General features: G+C 48.6%; 16 protein-coding genes. 10 read left to right on the top strand and 6 right to left on the bottom strand.

Features of this window, described 5'->3' with window-relative positions:
• Positions 1-43: 43 nt before the first annotated feature.
• Positions 44-553, bottom strand: coding sequence for a hypothetical protein (locus BDT_RS02125; protein ID WP_015089615.1), 510 nt, complete (start codon positions 551-553; stop codon positions 44-46).
• 204 nt (positions 554-757) lie between these two features.
• On the opposite strand from BDT_RS02125, the gene BDT_RS02120 reads away from it, so the two are divergent.
• Together BDT_RS02120 and BDT_RS02115 are read left to right on the top strand one after the other, a co-directional pair.
• Complete coding sequence (locus tag BDT_RS02120; protein WP_015089614.1) at positions 758-1,420, top strand: response regulator transcription factor; 663 nt, start codon at positions 758-760, stop codon at positions 1,418-1,420.
• Positions 1,410-2,552, top strand: coding sequence for an ATP-binding protein (locus BDT_RS02115; RefSeq protein WP_015089613.1), 1,143 nt, complete (start codon positions 1,410-1,412; stop codon positions 2,550-2,552). The genes BDT_RS02120 and BDT_RS02115 overlap by 11 nt, the downstream gene beginning before the upstream one ends.
• On the opposite strand, the gene BDT_RS02110 is transcribed toward BDT_RS02115, so the two are convergent.
• Positions 2,549-3,346: an EamA family transporter gene (locus tag BDT_RS02110; protein ID WP_200859561.1), complete on the bottom strand. Its 798-nt coding sequence runs from the start codon at positions 3,344-3,346 to the stop codon at positions 2,549-2,551. The two genes, BDT_RS02115 and BDT_RS02110, sit on opposite strands and share 4 nt — an antisense overlap.
• Positions 3,347-3,580: 234 nt before the next feature.
• Between BDT_RS02110 and BDT_RS02105 the strand changes: the two genes are divergently transcribed.
• Together BDT_RS02105 and BDT_RS02100 are read left to right on the top strand one after the other, a co-directional pair.
• Positions 3,581-3,760 carry a hypothetical protein gene (locus tag BDT_RS02105; protein ID WP_041576873.1) on the top strand — a complete coding sequence of 60 codons (180 nt, stop codon included), beginning with the start codon at positions 3,581-3,583 and terminating at the stop codon, positions 3,758-3,760.
• Positions 3,761-3,925: 165 nt separating this feature from the next.
• Complete coding sequence (locus tag BDT_RS02100) at positions 3,926-4,831, top strand: hypothetical protein (protein ID WP_015089611.1); 906 nt, start codon at positions 3,926-3,928, stop codon at positions 4,829-4,831.
• A gap of 39 nt (positions 4,832-4,870) precedes the next feature.
• Here BDT_RS02100 and BDT_RS02095 read toward each other — a convergent pair whose 3' ends face one another.
• Positions 4,871-5,503, bottom strand: a complete 633-nt coding sequence (locus tag BDT_RS02095) for a response regulator transcription factor (RefSeq protein WP_041576871.1) — start codon at positions 5,501-5,503, stop codon at positions 4,871-4,873.
• 283 nt (positions 5,504-5,786) lie between these two features.
• Positions 5,787-6,830 carry a hypothetical protein gene (locus tag BDT_RS02090; RefSeq protein WP_015089609.1) on the bottom strand — a complete coding sequence of 348 codons (1,044 nt, stop codon included), beginning with the start codon at positions 6,828-6,830 and terminating at the stop codon, positions 5,787-5,789.
• A 504-nt stretch (positions 6,831-7,334) separates the two neighbouring features.
• Between BDT_RS02090 and BDT_RS02080 the strand changes: the two genes are divergently transcribed.
• Complete coding sequence (locus tag BDT_RS02080) at positions 7,335-8,390, top strand: outer membrane beta-barrel protein (RefSeq protein WP_148278666.1); 1,056 nt, start codon at positions 7,335-7,337, stop codon at positions 8,388-8,390.
• A 35-nt stretch (positions 8,391-8,425) separates the two neighbouring features.
• Here BDT_RS02080 and BDT_RS02075 read toward each other — a convergent pair whose 3' ends face one another.
• Positions 8,426-8,695 (bottom strand): BrnA antitoxin family protein, encoded by a 270-nt coding sequence (locus BDT_RS02075; RefSeq protein ID WP_015089607.1) that lies wholly within the window; start codon positions 8,693-8,695, stop codon positions 8,426-8,428.
• Positions 8,667-8,981: a BrnT family toxin gene (locus BDT_RS02070; protein ID WP_015089606.1), complete on the bottom strand. Its 315-nt coding sequence runs from the start codon at positions 8,979-8,981 to the stop codon at positions 8,667-8,669. The genes BDT_RS02075 and BDT_RS02070 overlap by 29 nt, the downstream gene beginning before the upstream one ends.
• Before the next feature lie 313 nt (positions 8,982-9,294).
• Between BDT_RS02070 and rnr the strand changes: the two genes are divergently transcribed.
• From rnr to BDT_RS02045, 5 genes are all read left to right on the top strand, one after another.
• The gene (rnr, locus tag BDT_RS02065; protein ID WP_015089605.1) at positions 9,295-11,883 is read left to right on the top strand and encodes a ribonuclease R; all 2,589 of its coding nucleotides are present in this window, start codon (positions 9,295-9,297) and stop codon (positions 11,881-11,883) included.
• A 61-nt stretch (positions 11,884-11,944) separates the two neighbouring features.
• A complete protein-coding gene (locus tag BDT_RS02060) occupies positions 11,945-13,432 on the top strand; it encodes an ABC1 kinase family protein (protein ID WP_235046331.1) in 1,488 nt (495 codons plus the stop codon).
• A gap of 12 nt (positions 13,433-13,444) precedes the next feature.
• On the top strand, positions 13,445-14,215 hold the full coding sequence (locus BDT_RS02055; protein ID WP_015089603.1) for a LysR family transcriptional regulator: 771 nt from the start codon (positions 13,445-13,447) through the stop codon (positions 14,213-14,215).
• A gap of 157 nt (positions 14,216-14,372) precedes the next feature.
• On the top strand, positions 14,373-15,053 hold the full coding sequence (locus BDT_RS02050; RefSeq protein WP_015089602.1) for a MotA/TolQ/ExbB proton channel family protein: 681 nt from the start codon (positions 14,373-14,375) through the stop codon (positions 15,051-15,053).
• Positions 15,050-15,496 carry an ExbD/TolR family protein gene (locus BDT_RS02045; RefSeq protein WP_015089601.1) on the top strand — a complete coding sequence of 149 codons (447 nt, stop codon included), beginning with the start codon at positions 15,050-15,052 and terminating at the stop codon, positions 15,494-15,496. Before BDT_RS02050 ends, BDT_RS02045 begins: the two co-directional genes overlap by 4 nt.
• The last annotated feature ends 6 nt before the right edge of the window (positions 15,497-15,502 follow it).

Genomic DNA, 15,502 nt, shown 5'->3' with positions numbered 1-15,502 from the left:
AGGATAAAGAAAAAGACCCGGTGCGAACCGGGTCTTTTGTTTTTTAAGCCGCTCGGGCCATCGGCATCTGGTTGTGTTCTTGGACGTGCTTTTCAATCATGTCCAAAATAGTATGACCGGCCTGTTCATCAATATTCTGCCCCTCAATCACGCTGCGCTGAAAGGCGAATGGGAATCCTTCACCGGAAGTCGCACGCACGCCGAATTCCAGTCGTTTATTAAGGAAATAATACAATGGACCGGCAATAAGGCCGATACCAAACACCGGCAGCAGACACATGCCGATCACCAATGCCTCTTTCCACGGGCGAGTGTAGCCAAAATAGCCTGTGCAGACTTTTGAAACCGGAATCACCACACGGCGCGTGCCGCCCCAGGAAGACGCGGTGTATGTCACCTTTCCGTTGCTCAGGGTGAATTTCACTGTGGGGTCCATGCCCACCAGACTTAGCATAAAGCCAATCAAGCCCGCCTGACGGCCTTGAATAGAGATCATGGGTTCATTCGGTGCAGGGTTGTGATTTACTTTCCAACTTTTGATAACCAAAGACATAAACGTCCTCCTATGTTTGAAGCCCCTATTTTTTCGGAGTTTCCCGTTTTGAACTTGATGCGCTTGAAAAAGAATTGAATGCGTCCAGAGTGCGTACGGGCTTAAGCGGAAAATCATTCAAGAAAAGTTCAAATCTCGTCCAGTCAGGCTTTTGCTGTCCATTATACTTGAAACCGTTTACGGCACGTTCAATACTTTAATTTGATGAACAGCCCGGTCCCTATTCTTGCTATCGATGGTGACATCTCTTTCCTGAAAGGCCTTTCTACGGCTCTTCAGGCGCGTTATCGTTTGCACTGTGCTGCCAATCTGGAACAAGCGCAGCAGATCCTGAAAGAACAAAGCATCCAGGCCATTTTACTGGACTTCAATTTGGGAAATGAAACCGGGCACGAAATCCTGAAAGCCCTGAACGCCGATCCACAGCGGCCACCGGTTATTGTGGTGACCGGTGAAGTCACCGTAAAAATGGCCATTGGATTTTTGAATCTGCAGGTCTTTGGTTTCCTGGAAAAGCCGCTGTCCCTGGCGGATCTTTTGCGTCTGCTTGAAAGCGCGGTCTCTACCGGAACTCAAAGCGATATCATTAAAGGACGTCACTTCGAACTGGATCTGAAAAAACGCACAGTCCGTTACAACGGTGAAGATATCGTTCTGACCCAAACTCAGTCCCAGATTGTCAGCTTCTTTATCCGCCATCGCGGAACCACGGTTGAACGTGAACAGCTGATCCAGCATTTATGGGGTGAAAGCCACGTCAGCCGCAATGCACTTGATACGCATCTGCTGAATATAAAAAACAAGCTTCCTCCATTCCGCACCAGCCTTCAGGTGATTCACGGACGCGGCTATTGCTATGAAGATTAATTCATTCAGCTTTCCTGCGGCAGTTTCCCTTGTCGCGGCTTTGCTGACTTCGGTCACCATTTATCCGGATGTCTTCAGAGTGGAACCCCACCTGCAAAGCATTTTTCTAGCAAGCAAGCTGGGCTTTATCCTGCTGACCCTGGGAATATCGGCCTTCTTTTTCTTCAGTCGGCGACTCGAAGCAGACACTCCCCGTTTCATTCTTTTTGTGGCCTGCATTGCGTACTGCCTTTCGATGATGTGGTTTCTGCCTTTGTACGAAGCGGCCTATCTTCAATGTGCCATCGGCTGTGCCTTCATCAAAACCAAACGACAATGGCTGTTTCCTTCCGTCTTTGGCTTTGGGATGCTGGGTTTCCTTGCGATGTACGAACTTCAGGATCAATTGAACTGGACAGTGCCACCGCCTTCCCGCAAGGACTGGATCACGATTATTCTGTTCTTCTTCATTCTGACCTGGATTATTCAAAAGTACGCCATCAATACCTCCAGAAGAGAAAAAGAACGTCTGATGCGCCTTAGTCGCATTGGGCATGAAACCCAGCGCCTGCTTCATGACGTAAAGGGCATGCTGTCTTCGCCCATCCTTCTTTTTGAATCCATCAACGCCGATGCCAGCCAGTGGACCTTTGAGGGCTACAAAGCCCAGGTGCAGAACCTTAACAGTGAGATGAAGCATGTGCGGGATGTTCTGCGCTCGGTAAATCTGATGTCCAAACCGCAAAAAGACATCCGTGAAGTCTGTGTTTCCCAGGCCTTTGGCAATGCCTGTCAGATTCTAGAGCGTCGTCTGAAAAATATTGAAACCAGCTCATTACCCAGCCGAATGGTTCAGTCTGATGAAGACGTGCTAAGGTCCGTCTTCTTTAATCTGCTGCTCAATTCCATGGAAGCTTTCGAAAGAAAGAAAACTGTATCACCAGCCATTAAGGTTTTCTGGAAGAATGAAACTTTGATCTATCAGGACAACGCGGGCACACTTTCTTCCGACGTCAGGGACGAAGGTGGAAACTCTGGAATTGGGCTTGAAATTATTCATGCCGACTTGCATGACCTTGGTATTTCAGCCCGCATCAGCTTTGAATCTTCAGGGCTGCACGTGTCCATGCGCTTTCCCGCAAAGACCGCTTAACGTGCTGTGAGTGTGCTTCCCGCCGAAGCCGCCATAATACAACCGATGGCCACCCACTGCGAAGGCATCAGCGATTCGCTCAGGAACAAAATTCCGATCATCGTCGCAAACGCCGGTTCCAGACTCATCAGAATTCCAAAGGTTTTTGCCGGCATGTTTTGCATGGCCTTCATTTCAAGTGAATACGGCAAGGCACTGGAAAGAATCGCAATTACAAACCCCATCATCCACAACGATGGATTCACCACCTGATCAAAGTTCGTATACAGACCCACCGGGAAAGTCACCGCCGCCGCAAAACACATTCCCACCGCCGCAGTTGCGGAAGAGGAATTTTCTTTCCCCGTCGACTTGCCAAAGACAATGTAAAGAGCCCAGAAGAATCCCGCCGCCAGCGCCAGCAAAACTCCGACCATATCCAACGCCTGACTGACTTCAGACAAAGGCAGAATCAGATAAATACCCAAACCCGCCAGCACCGCCCACACCAAATCCAAAATGCGCTTTGAAGAAAACAGCGCCACTGTCAGGGGTCCCGTGAACTCCAACGCCACGGCGATTCCCAGAGGAATACGTTCAAGAGCAAAATAGAACAGAAGATTCATCAGCCCCAGGGAAATACCATAAGCTGCGATTCTGCGCAGACCGAGTGCTGTGAATTTTTCTTTCCATGGGCGCATCACCAAAACAAGAATCAATGCCGAAATGAAAACCCGCAACGCTGTGGTTCCTGCTGGTCCCGCCACCGGGAAAAGCCCCTTGGCCACCGAAGCGCCAAACTGAATGGAAATCATGGCGATCAAAATAAGATAGATGGATTTATACAGCGGTTGCACTCAAGGGTTCTCCGTCACTTTTCTAACAGGTGCGCGCGCTCTTGGGCCGAAAGTGTCAGGCCGGTCTCACACTGAGAATCGCGCTTGCTAAGTGCCTGACAGCAGGTCGATGGATTCTCATCTTTAAACACCCACCATGGCACGATCATAGCAATAGGTGTATGTATACCGCTTGTTACAAAGGAGTTCAAAATGACATTCACTAAAATCATCACAGCAGCAATCATCACAATGTCAGCTACAGCTTCTTTCGGTGCTACTAAATGTGCAGACAAAGCAAACATGGGCCGTCACGCTCACACAGCTTCTCAGTCCAAGTTTTCCCCGACTGTGAAGGTTGTTAAGACTACTACAAACTCTGGCATTCAGTAATTAGCTAATTTAATTCAAGTTCCCCCAAACCCAAGCCTTCCCCCCAGGGCTTGGGTTTTCCCTTTTCTGGACCACTGGTCTTCGATTGAAATCCTCTTGAATGGCCAATTCAAATCACTGCGCCCTAACATGAGTATTCCATCAAACATATAGGAGATTAATTTGATGAAGACTCAAATCTTGAAGTGTTCGTTGTCTGTGGCCCTTCTTTCTTTGGCAGCTTGCTCGGGTGGCGGCGGCGGTGGTGGCGGTTCTGCAAGTGGAGATGTTGCAGCCCCAAGTTCCAGTATCACAGCACCTCCAACGGCGGCGAAAGGAACTTCCGCTGAAATGGACACCATCTCCGGCAGTGGCGCTCAAACAACCACTTTGCTTAACAATGCGGTGAGCTCATTTGATATCAGCACATTTACAAGCCAGCTTCCGGCATTCCACAAACCACGTGGTGGCGACTCTTGCATGCAGGCGATCACTCCTGAATCTGACTGGGTCGATCAGGATCAGGATGGCTTCAAAAAGAACCTGAGCGTGAAATTCGTTAACTGCACCGAAACCGAGACCGATGGCGACTTTGCAGGTTTGACCTGGATTGAAAACTCCAGCCTGACTTCCACCGATGCCAATGATTCTTCACCAGAATCCAATGGTTCAATGACAGGCAAAGGCGACACCACCTGGAAAAACGGCTCTGGAACTGTGATTGCGAAAGGCTATGCAGCCGGAAGCCTGACCCTTGATATCGCCAAAGCTACAATGGTCATGAACTACAAAAATGGTGGCTACAACAATGCCGTTGAACCTAAAATTGAAAATGGTTATATGGCCTTCTGGTTGACCCTGGCAGTAACTGATCCGGAAACCAGCGCAGCATCGACTGCAACAGGCTACGTCCAGATCTATAAAGAAGGAAAAGGCCTGGTCACTTTGAGCATTGCCTCTTCAGGTTACAACTTTGATGAAGCGGACCGCTGCTTGAAAGGTGGCTCGATCACGCTGAAATATGCTGATGGCTCTACCGCCGCCGGCCCTACGGCGAAAGACATTTGCTTCACTCAACAAGCAAGCAAATAAAATCAAAAAAACCCCGCTCTTTCGGAGTGGGGTTTTTCATCAGATCTTCAGCAGGTATCCAGTCCCATGAATCGAGGACAGCCGTCCTTTAAGCTCCGGCACCTTTCGCTTCAGATTATACAAGTGAGTGTCCAGAGAGTTCTTCACGATGTGGCGTCCGCCCCAGATGTTTTCTTCCAGTTCAATACGCGTGACCAGTTGATTCTTTTTATCCATTAGAATTCGTAGAATCATGTATTCCACTTTTGTCAGGGCATGACTGTTGCCGGACACATAGATGCTGCGGTTTTTATCATCCAACGAGATGTGCGCTTCATACCAGCCAATAGCGGCAAGGCGGCTTTGCAGGTCCCCTTCATTGATAGGTTTTTCCAGGAAACCGCTGACGCCGCTGTTAACCGCACGAATAGCCATGTCCTTGTCAGCATTCCCGGAAACAATCATGATAAAGGCGCGAGGACTGCGCTCACGAATCGGCGGAATAAGCTCAAAGCAAGTCTGTTCATCCAGCGTGTGATCCAGGAAAAACAGATCCCAGGACTGATCTTCGATCAATCGCTTTGCTTCCGCGAAAGTGGAAGCACACTCAATCTTTCCCAAATGACTGAATTTAGCCTGAAAAAGCAGGGCGAAATCCTTGTTGTCATCAACAAGAAGTATCTTTTTCTCCATGGCTCCTTCCAACGTTCAATATTACCAATAAAGAAATCTGTTATACGCTTTAGTTGTTAAAGCTATGTTAAAAAGTAAACTAACATCAACTTAGTCAGCAGACATTATAAGAGTTTGTCTCGCCAATCTATTTGAGTTTTTCTTGAGTTTTTCAGAATTAATAACAGAAAGATATCGTCCGAATGGGCGATCAGGAGCGGAAAAGAATGGATTAAGGACTCTTAAAAAACAAAAAGCCCAGGGGTTACCTGGGCTTTGAGTTCTTATACTTTAAGACTAGGTCTTAGAAAGTGTAAGTGTAAGCAACTTGAGAGAACAAGTTGTCAGAGTTGATTGTACCTGCATCAGTTTGAGTGAAGGTAGCATCGATAAGAGATTTACCGAATTTGATACCTACGCCAGCTGCCATTGCAGTTGAATCAAGATCTGTTTTGTCACCAGAGGCATCGTCTTTAGTTTCGTTCAGGATCACGTTTTGAGCAACGGATGCACGAAGAACCAACCAAGAAGCTGCGTTGTGCTCAACACCCATGTAAACTGGAAGCAACAGAGACTCAGAAACGTCTTTAGTTTTAACGGAAGCTACTTCTACACCGTAGAAGAAGTTACCTTCTTCAGACTTGGATAGAGTGTTAACCATACCCAATTTATAAGAGTTCTTCTCGATTTCTTGACCAGCCAATGCGCCATCGCCTTCAACTTTAACCATTTTAGCGTTAGCGTAGAATTCCATTTCTGGAGACATGTGGTAGCCAACAGTGATGTTAGTCAAACCTTTGGATTCAACTTCAGCCGCTGCGTTCTCAGATTTGCCAGTGAAGCCTTGAACCAATTCGAAGTCCCAAGTGCCATTGGAAGCTGCAACTGCAACACCCATGGAAGAAACTTTTGCGTCGTTAGCATCATCTTTACCGTTGGAGTATTTCAGAGTCGCACCCCAAGTCCAATCGTTCAATTTGGAAGCGTAGAAGAAGTTCAGACCGTTTTGTTCTTTCAACAAGCCCGCGCCACCAGCGTTTACAGTGTCGATAACTTCAGAGAAGTCAGCAGAACGACGACCGAAGTAAAGACCGAATGCAGAATCGTCACCGTGACGTTTTACGAAACCACCTTCAGCGTGTGGGTTTGCTGGAACTGTATCGCCAGTTTGACCCCATTCGATAGTCGCTTGTTCAGAAAGCGCCATGAATTGGTAAGGTCTGTCAAACGCAGTTTGGAAATCCAAAACGTGACGTGAGTTAGCCAAAGCCTCTACACGTGCTTTAGAAGCCATTGCTGCTGGAGCTGCTGCCATAGTCAAAGCTGCTGCTACTAGAATCTTTTTCATTGTTGCATCCTTTCGTTTCGTTGCAATCGTATGAACTTTTAAATCCATTAAAAGCTTTAATCGTTTACAGAAAAAATGCTAATGAGGACCAAGTCCAAGATCAACAACAAAAATTTTCGGTAAGTTTTCAACCCACCAAAAAAGTCGAAAGACGCATCAAGACTGTGACTTCAACTCCACAGGACTTTGTTACCAAGTACCAGCGCTTAAAAATCCCGTTTTATAAAGTTTTTATTCCAATCAAACTCGCGCCAGTAGCGGCTTTCATTGAAAAAGTAAAACCACGAATTTTTCCTCGGGAAAGATGCATAGTTGTGAATTGTCTGCTGTTTGTTGGTCCAAAATAAAATGTGGAAATGACAATTGACGCAAAAGCTCCATTTAGGTCTGGAATGCTGGATCAAGGTCTAGCTTTACAAACATTTTACGTTACACAACCGGACCTCGGTCTTAACCTTTCAGCCAAACTTAACCAACTTTTGAACTTATATATAAGGAGTTCATGTGAAGATCCCAATGCTATTGTCCGCTTTGCTGGTGCTTGGCAGTTTCAATGCGCAAGCCGCAGAAATCTCCGGCTTAACAGTTAATGGAGAGGTCGCTTTCGATTACAGCTTCATTTCCACTAAAGATACAGCCATGCAAAACACAGATGGTGTTTCAAATGAAGCGTACCGTCTGCGCAACGCTCAAGTGCTGATCAGTAAGGAAACCGAACAAGTTTACTTCCTGACCCGCCTGAATTATGCACCGACATCTTATAGAGCAGAATCTTCTCCGGGTGTTGAAGACAACAAAACAGCGAACTTTGGTATGCTGGACCAAGCAGAGATCTTTTATAAAGCCATGCCTAATCTATATATAGGCTTCGGTCGCTTCCTGACCACCATGGGCTATGAGTCCCTGATGAAGTATGAAAATGCTTTCTACAGCACAACCATCGCCTACCAAAGCATCGTACCTGGTTACGGTGAAGGTTTGCGCGCGAAGTATGTTGCCGGTGACTGGCTGACTGCAACCCTGTCCACTTATAACCAAGCTGCTTACGGTGCGTTCGGTGAAGATTATTCCCCGACCAAAACAACGGAACTGTCTGCAACAGGTAAAGCGGCAGGTCTGACCTGGTTTGCAGGTTACTATCTGGGAACTGATGACCCAGCAGGTGTGAAAACTGAAAGATCGTCTTCCAGCGTGTGGGCCTCTTATCAGATCACCGAAAACTTCCTGGCAGCATTGATCTATGATTCATTGACGACAAAACCCGATGGCGACCGCCTGCACTGGTCTGACGCTACCACCGTTCTACTGACTTATGGTCTAGGTCGCAACAACCTGGGTCTGCGTTATGAGATGGTCCGCGGTGCCAACGAAATCGGTTATGGCGCGGCTGACACTGTGAACTCTATCAGTGTGACCGACAAATTTATCCTGAACGACAACTTCAATCTGTATGTGGAATACCGTCAAGACATGTCCAACGAAGATGCCTTCGTGGATGGCGATGGCGCAGCGACTGACAAAGCCAGCGTTGTGACCCTGGGCGCACTGGCGCACTTCTAGTACCCGCACAACTCGTAGTTGGGGGCCTCCCCCAACTACGCAGCAGCTTTGGCCATTAATACTTCATTAATAATAGTCTGATAGCCCACACCCCGACGCTTCCCTTCCTTTTTTGCCCAAGCAATAATCATAGGATGCAGTCGAATTGAAATCGGCTGGAACTTTTCACCGACAGCTTTTTCGGGACGACCGCGAGCCGGTCGTTTGACTCCCAAAGTAGTCTCAATCGCCTTTTTAAAGACCTCGGTCTCCTTCGGGCTGACTCGACGGGCCTTATCAAAACGAAAATCTTTTTGCTTCTTCATAAAGTTTCCTTTCTTTTCTGCTGGCACGCCTCGCACTAATAACTCGCAACGATTTGCCTCGCCTTCGCAGAGTGAAAACCACGACTACGACAATACGACCGTCGGCTTCACCAATCAAAACCGCCCGGCTTTCTGAACCCACACTTCTTTTTAAACTTTCATCAATCAAAGCATAGGGATCGTCAAAGGCCTTAATAGCCTCTTCAAATCGAAGCCGGTGCTTTTCAAAGTTCGCCTGAGCCTTTTTTTGGTCCCATTCAAACCCCTCTATTTCTGTATATACCATATATCAACCCTTTCGCCAAGAGGGCTGCAAGACCGGCACCATATTCAGAAATAAGTTAAATATAATCGGCAACTTAAGAGATACGTCCGGCGGACAATTTCGAGATTTGTCTTATTAGAAAAACTCAGCTATAAATGAAGTACCAATCTTTTCTCTGACCTCTTCATAAATCTCAGAGAATCTTACCAATCTGTTCATTCACAAGTATTGCTGACATTAACAGGACTTCGACGACGATTTTGTCGCCTAAAGAATTCTACTTTAAGCCTGCGCAACTTGTGCTAATCTCAAATAAAAGGAAATACAGCCTGTAATGCAAAAGAAAAAAATCCTCAACGGCACCATCAAAAGACATCCTGACGGATTTGGATTTTTCATCCCCGACGACAAAGAACACCCCGACGTCTATATTCCCCGCCACTCCATGGAAGGCATCATGACCAATGATAAGGTCTCGGTGGAGGTCACCCCTGAAAAAGGTGGTGAAAGATTCCGTGGCGAGCTGGTCAGTGTTCTGCATCGTGGAACCAAAACTGTGGTGGGCCGCTTCTTCAAAATGAACGAGCGCACCGGCCTGATTCGCGATGAAGGCAAGGGCTGGGGTCAGGATCTGAAAATCAAGATCGAAGACTCCATGCAAGCCAAAGACAAGGAACTTGTCGCTGCCGAAATCACCAGCTATCCCGACGACGGCAAACCGTTCACGGGCAAAGTCACCGAAATCATCGGTGATGCCATGGATCCCCTGACTGACCTGAAACGTGTGATTCGCGCCAACAACATTCCACTGGAGTTTTCAAAAGCCACTTTGGAAGAGGCCGAACACTTCACCGAAGTTCCTGACGAAAAAGACTTCAAAGGGCGCCGCGATCTGCGCGACAAAGCCCTGATCACAATTGACGGCGCCACCGCCAAAGACTTTGACGATGCCGTTTATGTGGAAACTCTGAACGAGGGCTTCCTGCTTTACGTCGCGATCGCTGACGTCAGTCACTACGTAAAAGTCGGCACCGCCATCGACAAAGACGCCTATGAGCGCGGCACGTCTGTGTACATGCCGAACTTTGTGGTGCCGATGCTGCCGGAAGTCCTGAGTAACGGACTTTGCTCCCTGAATCCTCATGTGCCACGCCTGTGCCTGGTTGCAGAGATGCTGTTTGATTTCACGGGCGAGCTTGTTAAGTCCGACTTCTATGAAGCCGTGATGGAAAGCAAAGCGCGTGTCACCTACGGTGAAGCTCAGGAAATCATTGACGGCAACGAGGTTGAAAAACACCAACACGTTAAAGAGCACATCCTGCGCCTTTCTGATCTTGCAAAGATTCTGATGGCCAAACGCTTTAAAGAAGGATCCCTGGATCTGGAAATCCCGGAAACCGAACTGGTTATCGACGGGGCCGGCGTTCCCGTGGACATTCAGCGCTCTGAGCGTCTGTTTGCCCATCGCCTGATTGAGGAAATGATGCTGGCAGCGAACGTCGCTGTCGCAAAATTCCTGCACGGTCGTGAAGTCCCCGCTTTGTACCGCATCCACGAACCGCCAAATGAAATGGCGATTCGCACTTTGGAAAAGTATCTGGCGAATTTCGGTGGCAAAACCAAACTGGGCAGTGGAAAACTGCAAAAGCGCCTGACCAAAGCGCTGGAAGAGTTTGAAGGCCGTCCGGAAGCACAGATCCTGAACATCCTGACCCTGCGATCCATGAGTCAGGCCAAGTACAGCATGAATAACCTCGGCCACTTCGGTCTGGGCTTTGAGTTTTATACTCACTTCACATCCCCGATTCGTCGTTATCCGGACCTGATCGTGCATCGCCTGCTTAAAACCCAGGTGATGCCAAATTCACGGTACCGCCTGATGAGCGAAGATGATCTGGCTACCGCCGGAACCATTCTTTCCGCAGCTGAACAACGCTCCACCAAAGCAGAACGTCAGGTACAGTCCATCAAGAAAGCCCGCTTCATGCAGAAGTTCGTGGGCCAGGAATTCGACGGCATGATCAGCTCCGTGGCGAAGTTCGGTGTGTTTGTATTGCTTCGTGAATACGACATCGATGGTCTGGTGCGCCTGGACGATCTGGGTGGTGAACGCTTTGAATTCGATGAAGAAAATCTGCGTCTGGTGGCGAAACGTTCTGGTTTTGCTTATTCGATCGGCGACAGCATCCGTATTCAGGTGGTTGCTGCTGATCCGGAGCAAGGCCAGATTAACTTTGCCGTGGCCGGACTTGAAAAAGAAGAGCACGACGACGACACCAGAACCCCGGCGGAAAGATCTGCATCTGCGGTTCTAAAACGCCTGCATGGTGAAAAACGACCGAAAGATCATATTGCCCACGGCAAAAAGAAACATCAGGATCGCGAGTTCGATCGTTCCGAAAAATACGTCAGTAAAAAAGGCGCAAAAGACGGCGAGAAAAAGGACTTTGGCAAAAAGAAAGAGTTCGGCAAGAAAAACTTCCGCGAGGAAGGTCCGGACAGGTTCAAGCAAAAGCCCGGCAAATCCCGTTTCTTTGGTGATGCCCGCAAGGATTCCCCGGAAGGCCCGGCAGAAAAGCTGCGCAAAGTGGAAAAAGCCCAAAGCTTTAAACCTCGTTCCGACGAAGGCGAAAAGCGCGGACCTGACAAGACTTTGCTCGAGATGATCCTTGGTCCAGAGAGATACCGCGAACAAGCCAACGGGGACGCTGCAGACAAACCAAAGCTCAGTAAAAAATTGATGTTTGCCGAACAGTCTAAACTCCGGGATAATGACGGCTATTCGGAGAAGAATAGTGACAGCCTTAAACACCGGACGCCAGATCGGAAAGACCCTAAAAAACGCGGCAAGACTGAGAACGATCGTGGGGGTGTTCGCAAAACACGGGTTTCACCAGGTCGCGGAAAAGGTAAAACTCGGTAAGTTCATCATCCAGCGTTTGAACGCAAGCTCTGACGTCGAACAACTTTCGACGCCAGAGCGGATGAGAATGAGTTTTGAGGAACTGGGTCCCACTTTCGTAAAACTGGGACAACTGCTTGCCACCCGTCCGGATCTGGTTCCGGATGAATATGTCACTGAATTTGAAAAGCTGCATGATCGCGTGCAGCCCCTGTCCTTCGAAACGGTTGAAACCGTTCTGCGCGAGGAATTCGGAAACTCCCTTTACCAAAAATTTGAAACCATCGAACAAGAGCCTCTGGGTTCTGCCAGCATTGCGCAAGTGCACCGCGCCCGCCTTAGCACCGGCGAAAGCGTTGTCATCAAGGTTCAGCGCCCGGGAATCATTCAGACCATCAACGACGACCTGAATGTCCTTTATCTGCTGGCTGAATTGCTGGTCACTTATATCCCTGAAACCCGCACATACAATCCTGTGGGCATCGTGGATGAATACTTCCGCACTCTGGAGCTGGAAACCAACTTTGTTGTTGAAGCCAACAACATCCGTCGCTTCCAGGAAAACTTCGCCGACGATGAAAACGTCAAAATCCCCAAGGTCTATCTGGATCTGACCACCGAGCGGGTTCTGGTTATGGAAGCCCTGCCGGGAGTCCCACTAAGCCAGGAAGCTTCATTGCAACAAGCCGGCATTGATCCCCAGGAAGTCATTCGCCGGGGTTTGAAGGCCTATCTGAAGATGGTCTTTGAAGACGGCTTGTTCCACGGTGACTTGCATGCTGGAAACTTCTTTGTTCTGCCTGAAAACAAAATCGGCTTGATTGATTTTGGTGTTGTGGGCCGCTTGAACACGCGCACGCAAGCTTCCATTGCCAATATGCTTTTGGCCCTTTCGCGTGAAGACTATGAACGTCTGGCCTATGAATACGTGGACCTGGCGCCGTTCACTGACCGCGTGAACATTGATATCTTTGCCAAGGACCTGCGCGAACTGATTGCGCCCTATTTTGGACTGACACTAAAAAACGTAAACCTGGGCAAAGTGCTGATGCGCTCTTCCGGGATTGCCGCCCGTCACCACATCCAGGTGCCTACCGACCTGATGCTGTTCTTCAAGTCGATTGTTTCCATCGAAGGCATGGGTCGCAAGATTCATAAGGACTTTGACTTCCTTCAGTACTCTTTGGAATTTGCCGGTGATCTGGCTAAAACCCACTTCGGCCCGGAAAGAATCCTGAACGACATGTCGCAAATGGCCCGGGAATCCAAAACATTCCTGAATGCCCTTCCCCGCCAGCTGAACTTCTTCCTGCGCAAGGTGAACAGCCCGGATCATGCCTTCAAGCTGAATGTGATTGAAATCAAAGAACTGAAACGCTCGGTGGAAAGTTCTTCCAACCTGCTGTTCCTGGGTGTGATCATCGCAGCCCTGATCATGAGTGCTTCATTTGTATATGTGCACGATACCGTCAGCCATATTGCCGGGATGCCGACAGTGAGCTTTATCGGCTATATCATCGCAGGCTTCCTGGGTATGTTTGCGTTTCTCAATTATATTAGAAAACCCTGATACGGAGACAAGATGCAACAGTTGTACTATGAACTCAGTGTCCTGGCCAAAGCAGTCAACTTCAAAAATCTTTCTGCTGCCGCCCTGCACGTCGGCCTGAGCCAGCCCCAGCTTTCCCGTATCATCGCCAAGATCGAGGACGAACTGAAAATCGTCCTGCTGGATCGTTCAGCGAAAAGAAAGTCCGGATGGACCACCGTGGCCTTCCAGCTTTCCGAAATCTTTGAAAAATCCATCCGCCGTCTTGAAACCGAACTTCAGGGCATCAGCAACAACCAGATGGTGGGTGAACTGCATATCGGCACCCTGGAAGGACTTTCAGATTTTGCGCTGAACACGTCCCGTCTTTGCTTTGAAGAGGTCGGAGTTAAAAAAATCACGCTGGACATCTTTGATCTGAATGAACTGGAAGCAAACTTCCTTTCCGGAAATCTGGATTTGATTTTCACTTCCAAACAGCCGGGCCGTCAGAAGTTCAAATATCTGATGGAGCTGGGCTTCCAGAAGCTGGAGCACATTGAATCCTCGAAGAAATTCAATGTTCTTTCCACGTTCGAATACGGTCGCGCCAATAAAAAAGAGCTGGAACACTTTCCTCATGTTTTCGTTTCCAACTCCCTGTCCATCCGTCGCTCTTGGTTTGATAAGCACGGCGGCACTGGGCATCTTCCCACCGAAGCCAAACGCGGTCGCGCCAAAGACGCTGAACCGGTGATGATGATCGGCTCTGAACTGCTTAATCCCATGCTCTGGGAAAACATCATTTCCGCTATCGAGGAGTGATTCCACATTCCCCTACAGTGACGGACCGGTGACGCCATAAAACGTCACTGGTGTTGAAATTATTCACACAAGGTTCTGTGGGGGCCTCGTATTGAGACACTGGGCTGTGGCACCCCCCTTGCTCATAAGGATTCCGGATTCTTTTAACGGAGGACTTATGGAATTCCTATTGTCACTTGGTCGCGCTTTCACTTCTTCTGACGCTTTCTGGATGTGGGCTATTTTGGCTGCTCAGGTTGTGTCCGTCGCAATTATCGCAGAACGCTCTATCGCTCTATTTGTAAACCGCAAGGTGAACCAAAAAGACCTGTCCAAAACAATTGCTGAAGACATCAAAAACGGCAATCTGGACAAGGCTTTGCGCCGCTCCCTGCAAATGAGCGCCAAAGAGCCGCTTGGTGTTGTTGCTTCTGCAGGCATCCAGGCTGCCATTGATATGGGCGGCAAAGAAGAAATCCAGCTTAAAATGGATGAAATCCTTCTTGAGGAAAACACACGCGTTGAAAAACGCATCGGCTTCCTGGCGATGTTCGCCAACGTTGCGACCCTGGTGGGTCTGTTGGGTACCATCACCGGTCTGATTCATTCTTTTGCTGGTATCGCGAATGCGAACCCGGTTGAAAAAGCGGCGATTCTTTCCAACGGTATCTCTTTGGCGATGAATACGACAGCTTACGGTCTGATCGTGGCAGTTCCTGCTTTGATCATGTATGCCGTTCTTCAAAACCGCGCTTCCCGTCTGAACGAAGACCTGAACAAAGCGGCTTTGAATCTGTTCATCCAGCTGGGTTTCCACTACGCACCGGTTTCTGACAAAAAAGAAAGATCCCTGGTATGAGTAACAAAGAGTTGAACTTCGAAATCAATATCCTTCCCATTCTGGACATCCTTTCAGTCATGATCTGCTTTCTGCTTCTGACTGCGGTGTGGGTTCAGATCGGGACTCTGGATACCAAGCAGGCTATTGGAGACAACTCCACAGCCGGCGCCAAGAATCCCCCTTCCCTGTGGGTGACGATGGCTGCTGACGGTGGCGTTCAGCTCTCTTTGCGTGATCTTCCTCAGGCTAAAGTTCTTGAATCCCGTATTGCCCGATCCTCCAAAGGAGTGAATTGGGAAATGCTGGAAGGAAAGCTGAAGGATCTTCGCACTCAATGGCCGGACCTTAAAACAAGTGTTGTGCGCCCGGAAGCGAACACATCCTATGGTGATGTGATTCGCGTGATGGACCGCCTGAAACAAAGTGCCTTTGAAGGCGTGGGCTTGTCCCCGCTGGGGTAGGATTTT

Origin of the sequence: Bdellovibrio bacteriovorus str. Tiberius (genome assembly GCF_000317895.1) — a bacterium.
In the GTDB taxonomy this organism is placed as follows: Bacteria; Bdellovibrionota; Bdellovibrionia; order Bdellovibrionales; family Bdellovibrionaceae; genus Bdellovibrio; species Bdellovibrio bacteriovorus_F.
Note: the sequence above shows the minus strand (reverse complement) of the source record. Positions and strands in the feature narration are given on the sequence as shown.

Coding starts and splice junctions, on each gene's coding strand:
- BDT_RS02045 (WP_015089601.1), top strand. CDS start 15,050: ATGAGTAACAAAGAGTTGAACTTCGAAATCAATATCCTTCCCATTCTG.
- rnr (WP_015089605.1), top strand. CDS start 9,295: ATGCAAAAGAAAAAAATCCTCAACGGCACCATCAAAAGACATCCTGAC.
- BDT_RS02070 (WP_015089606.1), bottom strand. CDS start 8,981: ATGGTATATACAGAAATAGAGGGGTTTGAATGGGACCAAAAAAAGGCT.
- BDT_RS02055 (WP_015089603.1), top strand. CDS start 13,445: ATGCAACAGTTGTACTATGAACTCAGTGTCCTGGCCAAAGCAGTCAAC.
- BDT_RS02110 (WP_200859561.1), bottom strand. CDS start 3,346: ATGATTTCCATTCAGTTTGGCGCTTCGGTGGCCAAGGGGCTTTTCCCG.
- BDT_RS02125 (WP_015089615.1), bottom strand. CDS start 553: ATGTCTTTGGTTATCAAAAGTTGGAAAGTAAATCACAACCCTGCACCG.
- BDT_RS02090 (WP_015089609.1), bottom strand. CDS start 6,830: ATGAAAAAGATTCTAGTAGCAGCAGCTTTGACTATGGCAGCAGCTCCA.
- BDT_RS02120 (WP_015089614.1), top strand. CDS start 758: ATGAACAGCCCGGTCCCTATTCTTGCTATCGATGGTGACATCTCTTTC.
- BDT_RS02115 (WP_015089613.1), top strand. CDS start 1,410: ATGAAGATTAATTCATTCAGCTTTCCTGCGGCAGTTTCCCTTGTCGCG.
- BDT_RS02075 (WP_015089607.1), bottom strand. CDS start 8,695: ATGAAGAAGCAAAAAGATTTTCGTTTTGATAAGGCCCGTCGAGTCAGC.
- BDT_RS02100 (WP_015089611.1), top strand. CDS start 3,926: ATGAAGACTCAAATCTTGAAGTGTTCGTTGTCTGTGGCCCTTCTTTCT.
- BDT_RS02105 (WP_041576873.1), top strand. CDS start 3,581: ATGACATTCACTAAAATCATCACAGCAGCAATCATCACAATGTCAGCT.
- BDT_RS02060 (WP_235046331.1), top strand. CDS start 11,945: ATGAGAATGAGTTTTGAGGAACTGGGTCCCACTTTCGTAAAACTGGGA.
- BDT_RS02050 (WP_015089602.1), top strand. CDS start 14,373: ATGGAATTCCTATTGTCACTTGGTCGCGCTTTCACTTCTTCTGACGCT.
- BDT_RS02095 (WP_041576871.1), bottom strand. CDS start 5,503: ATGGAGAAAAAGATACTTCTTGTTGATGACAACAAGGATTTCGCCCTG.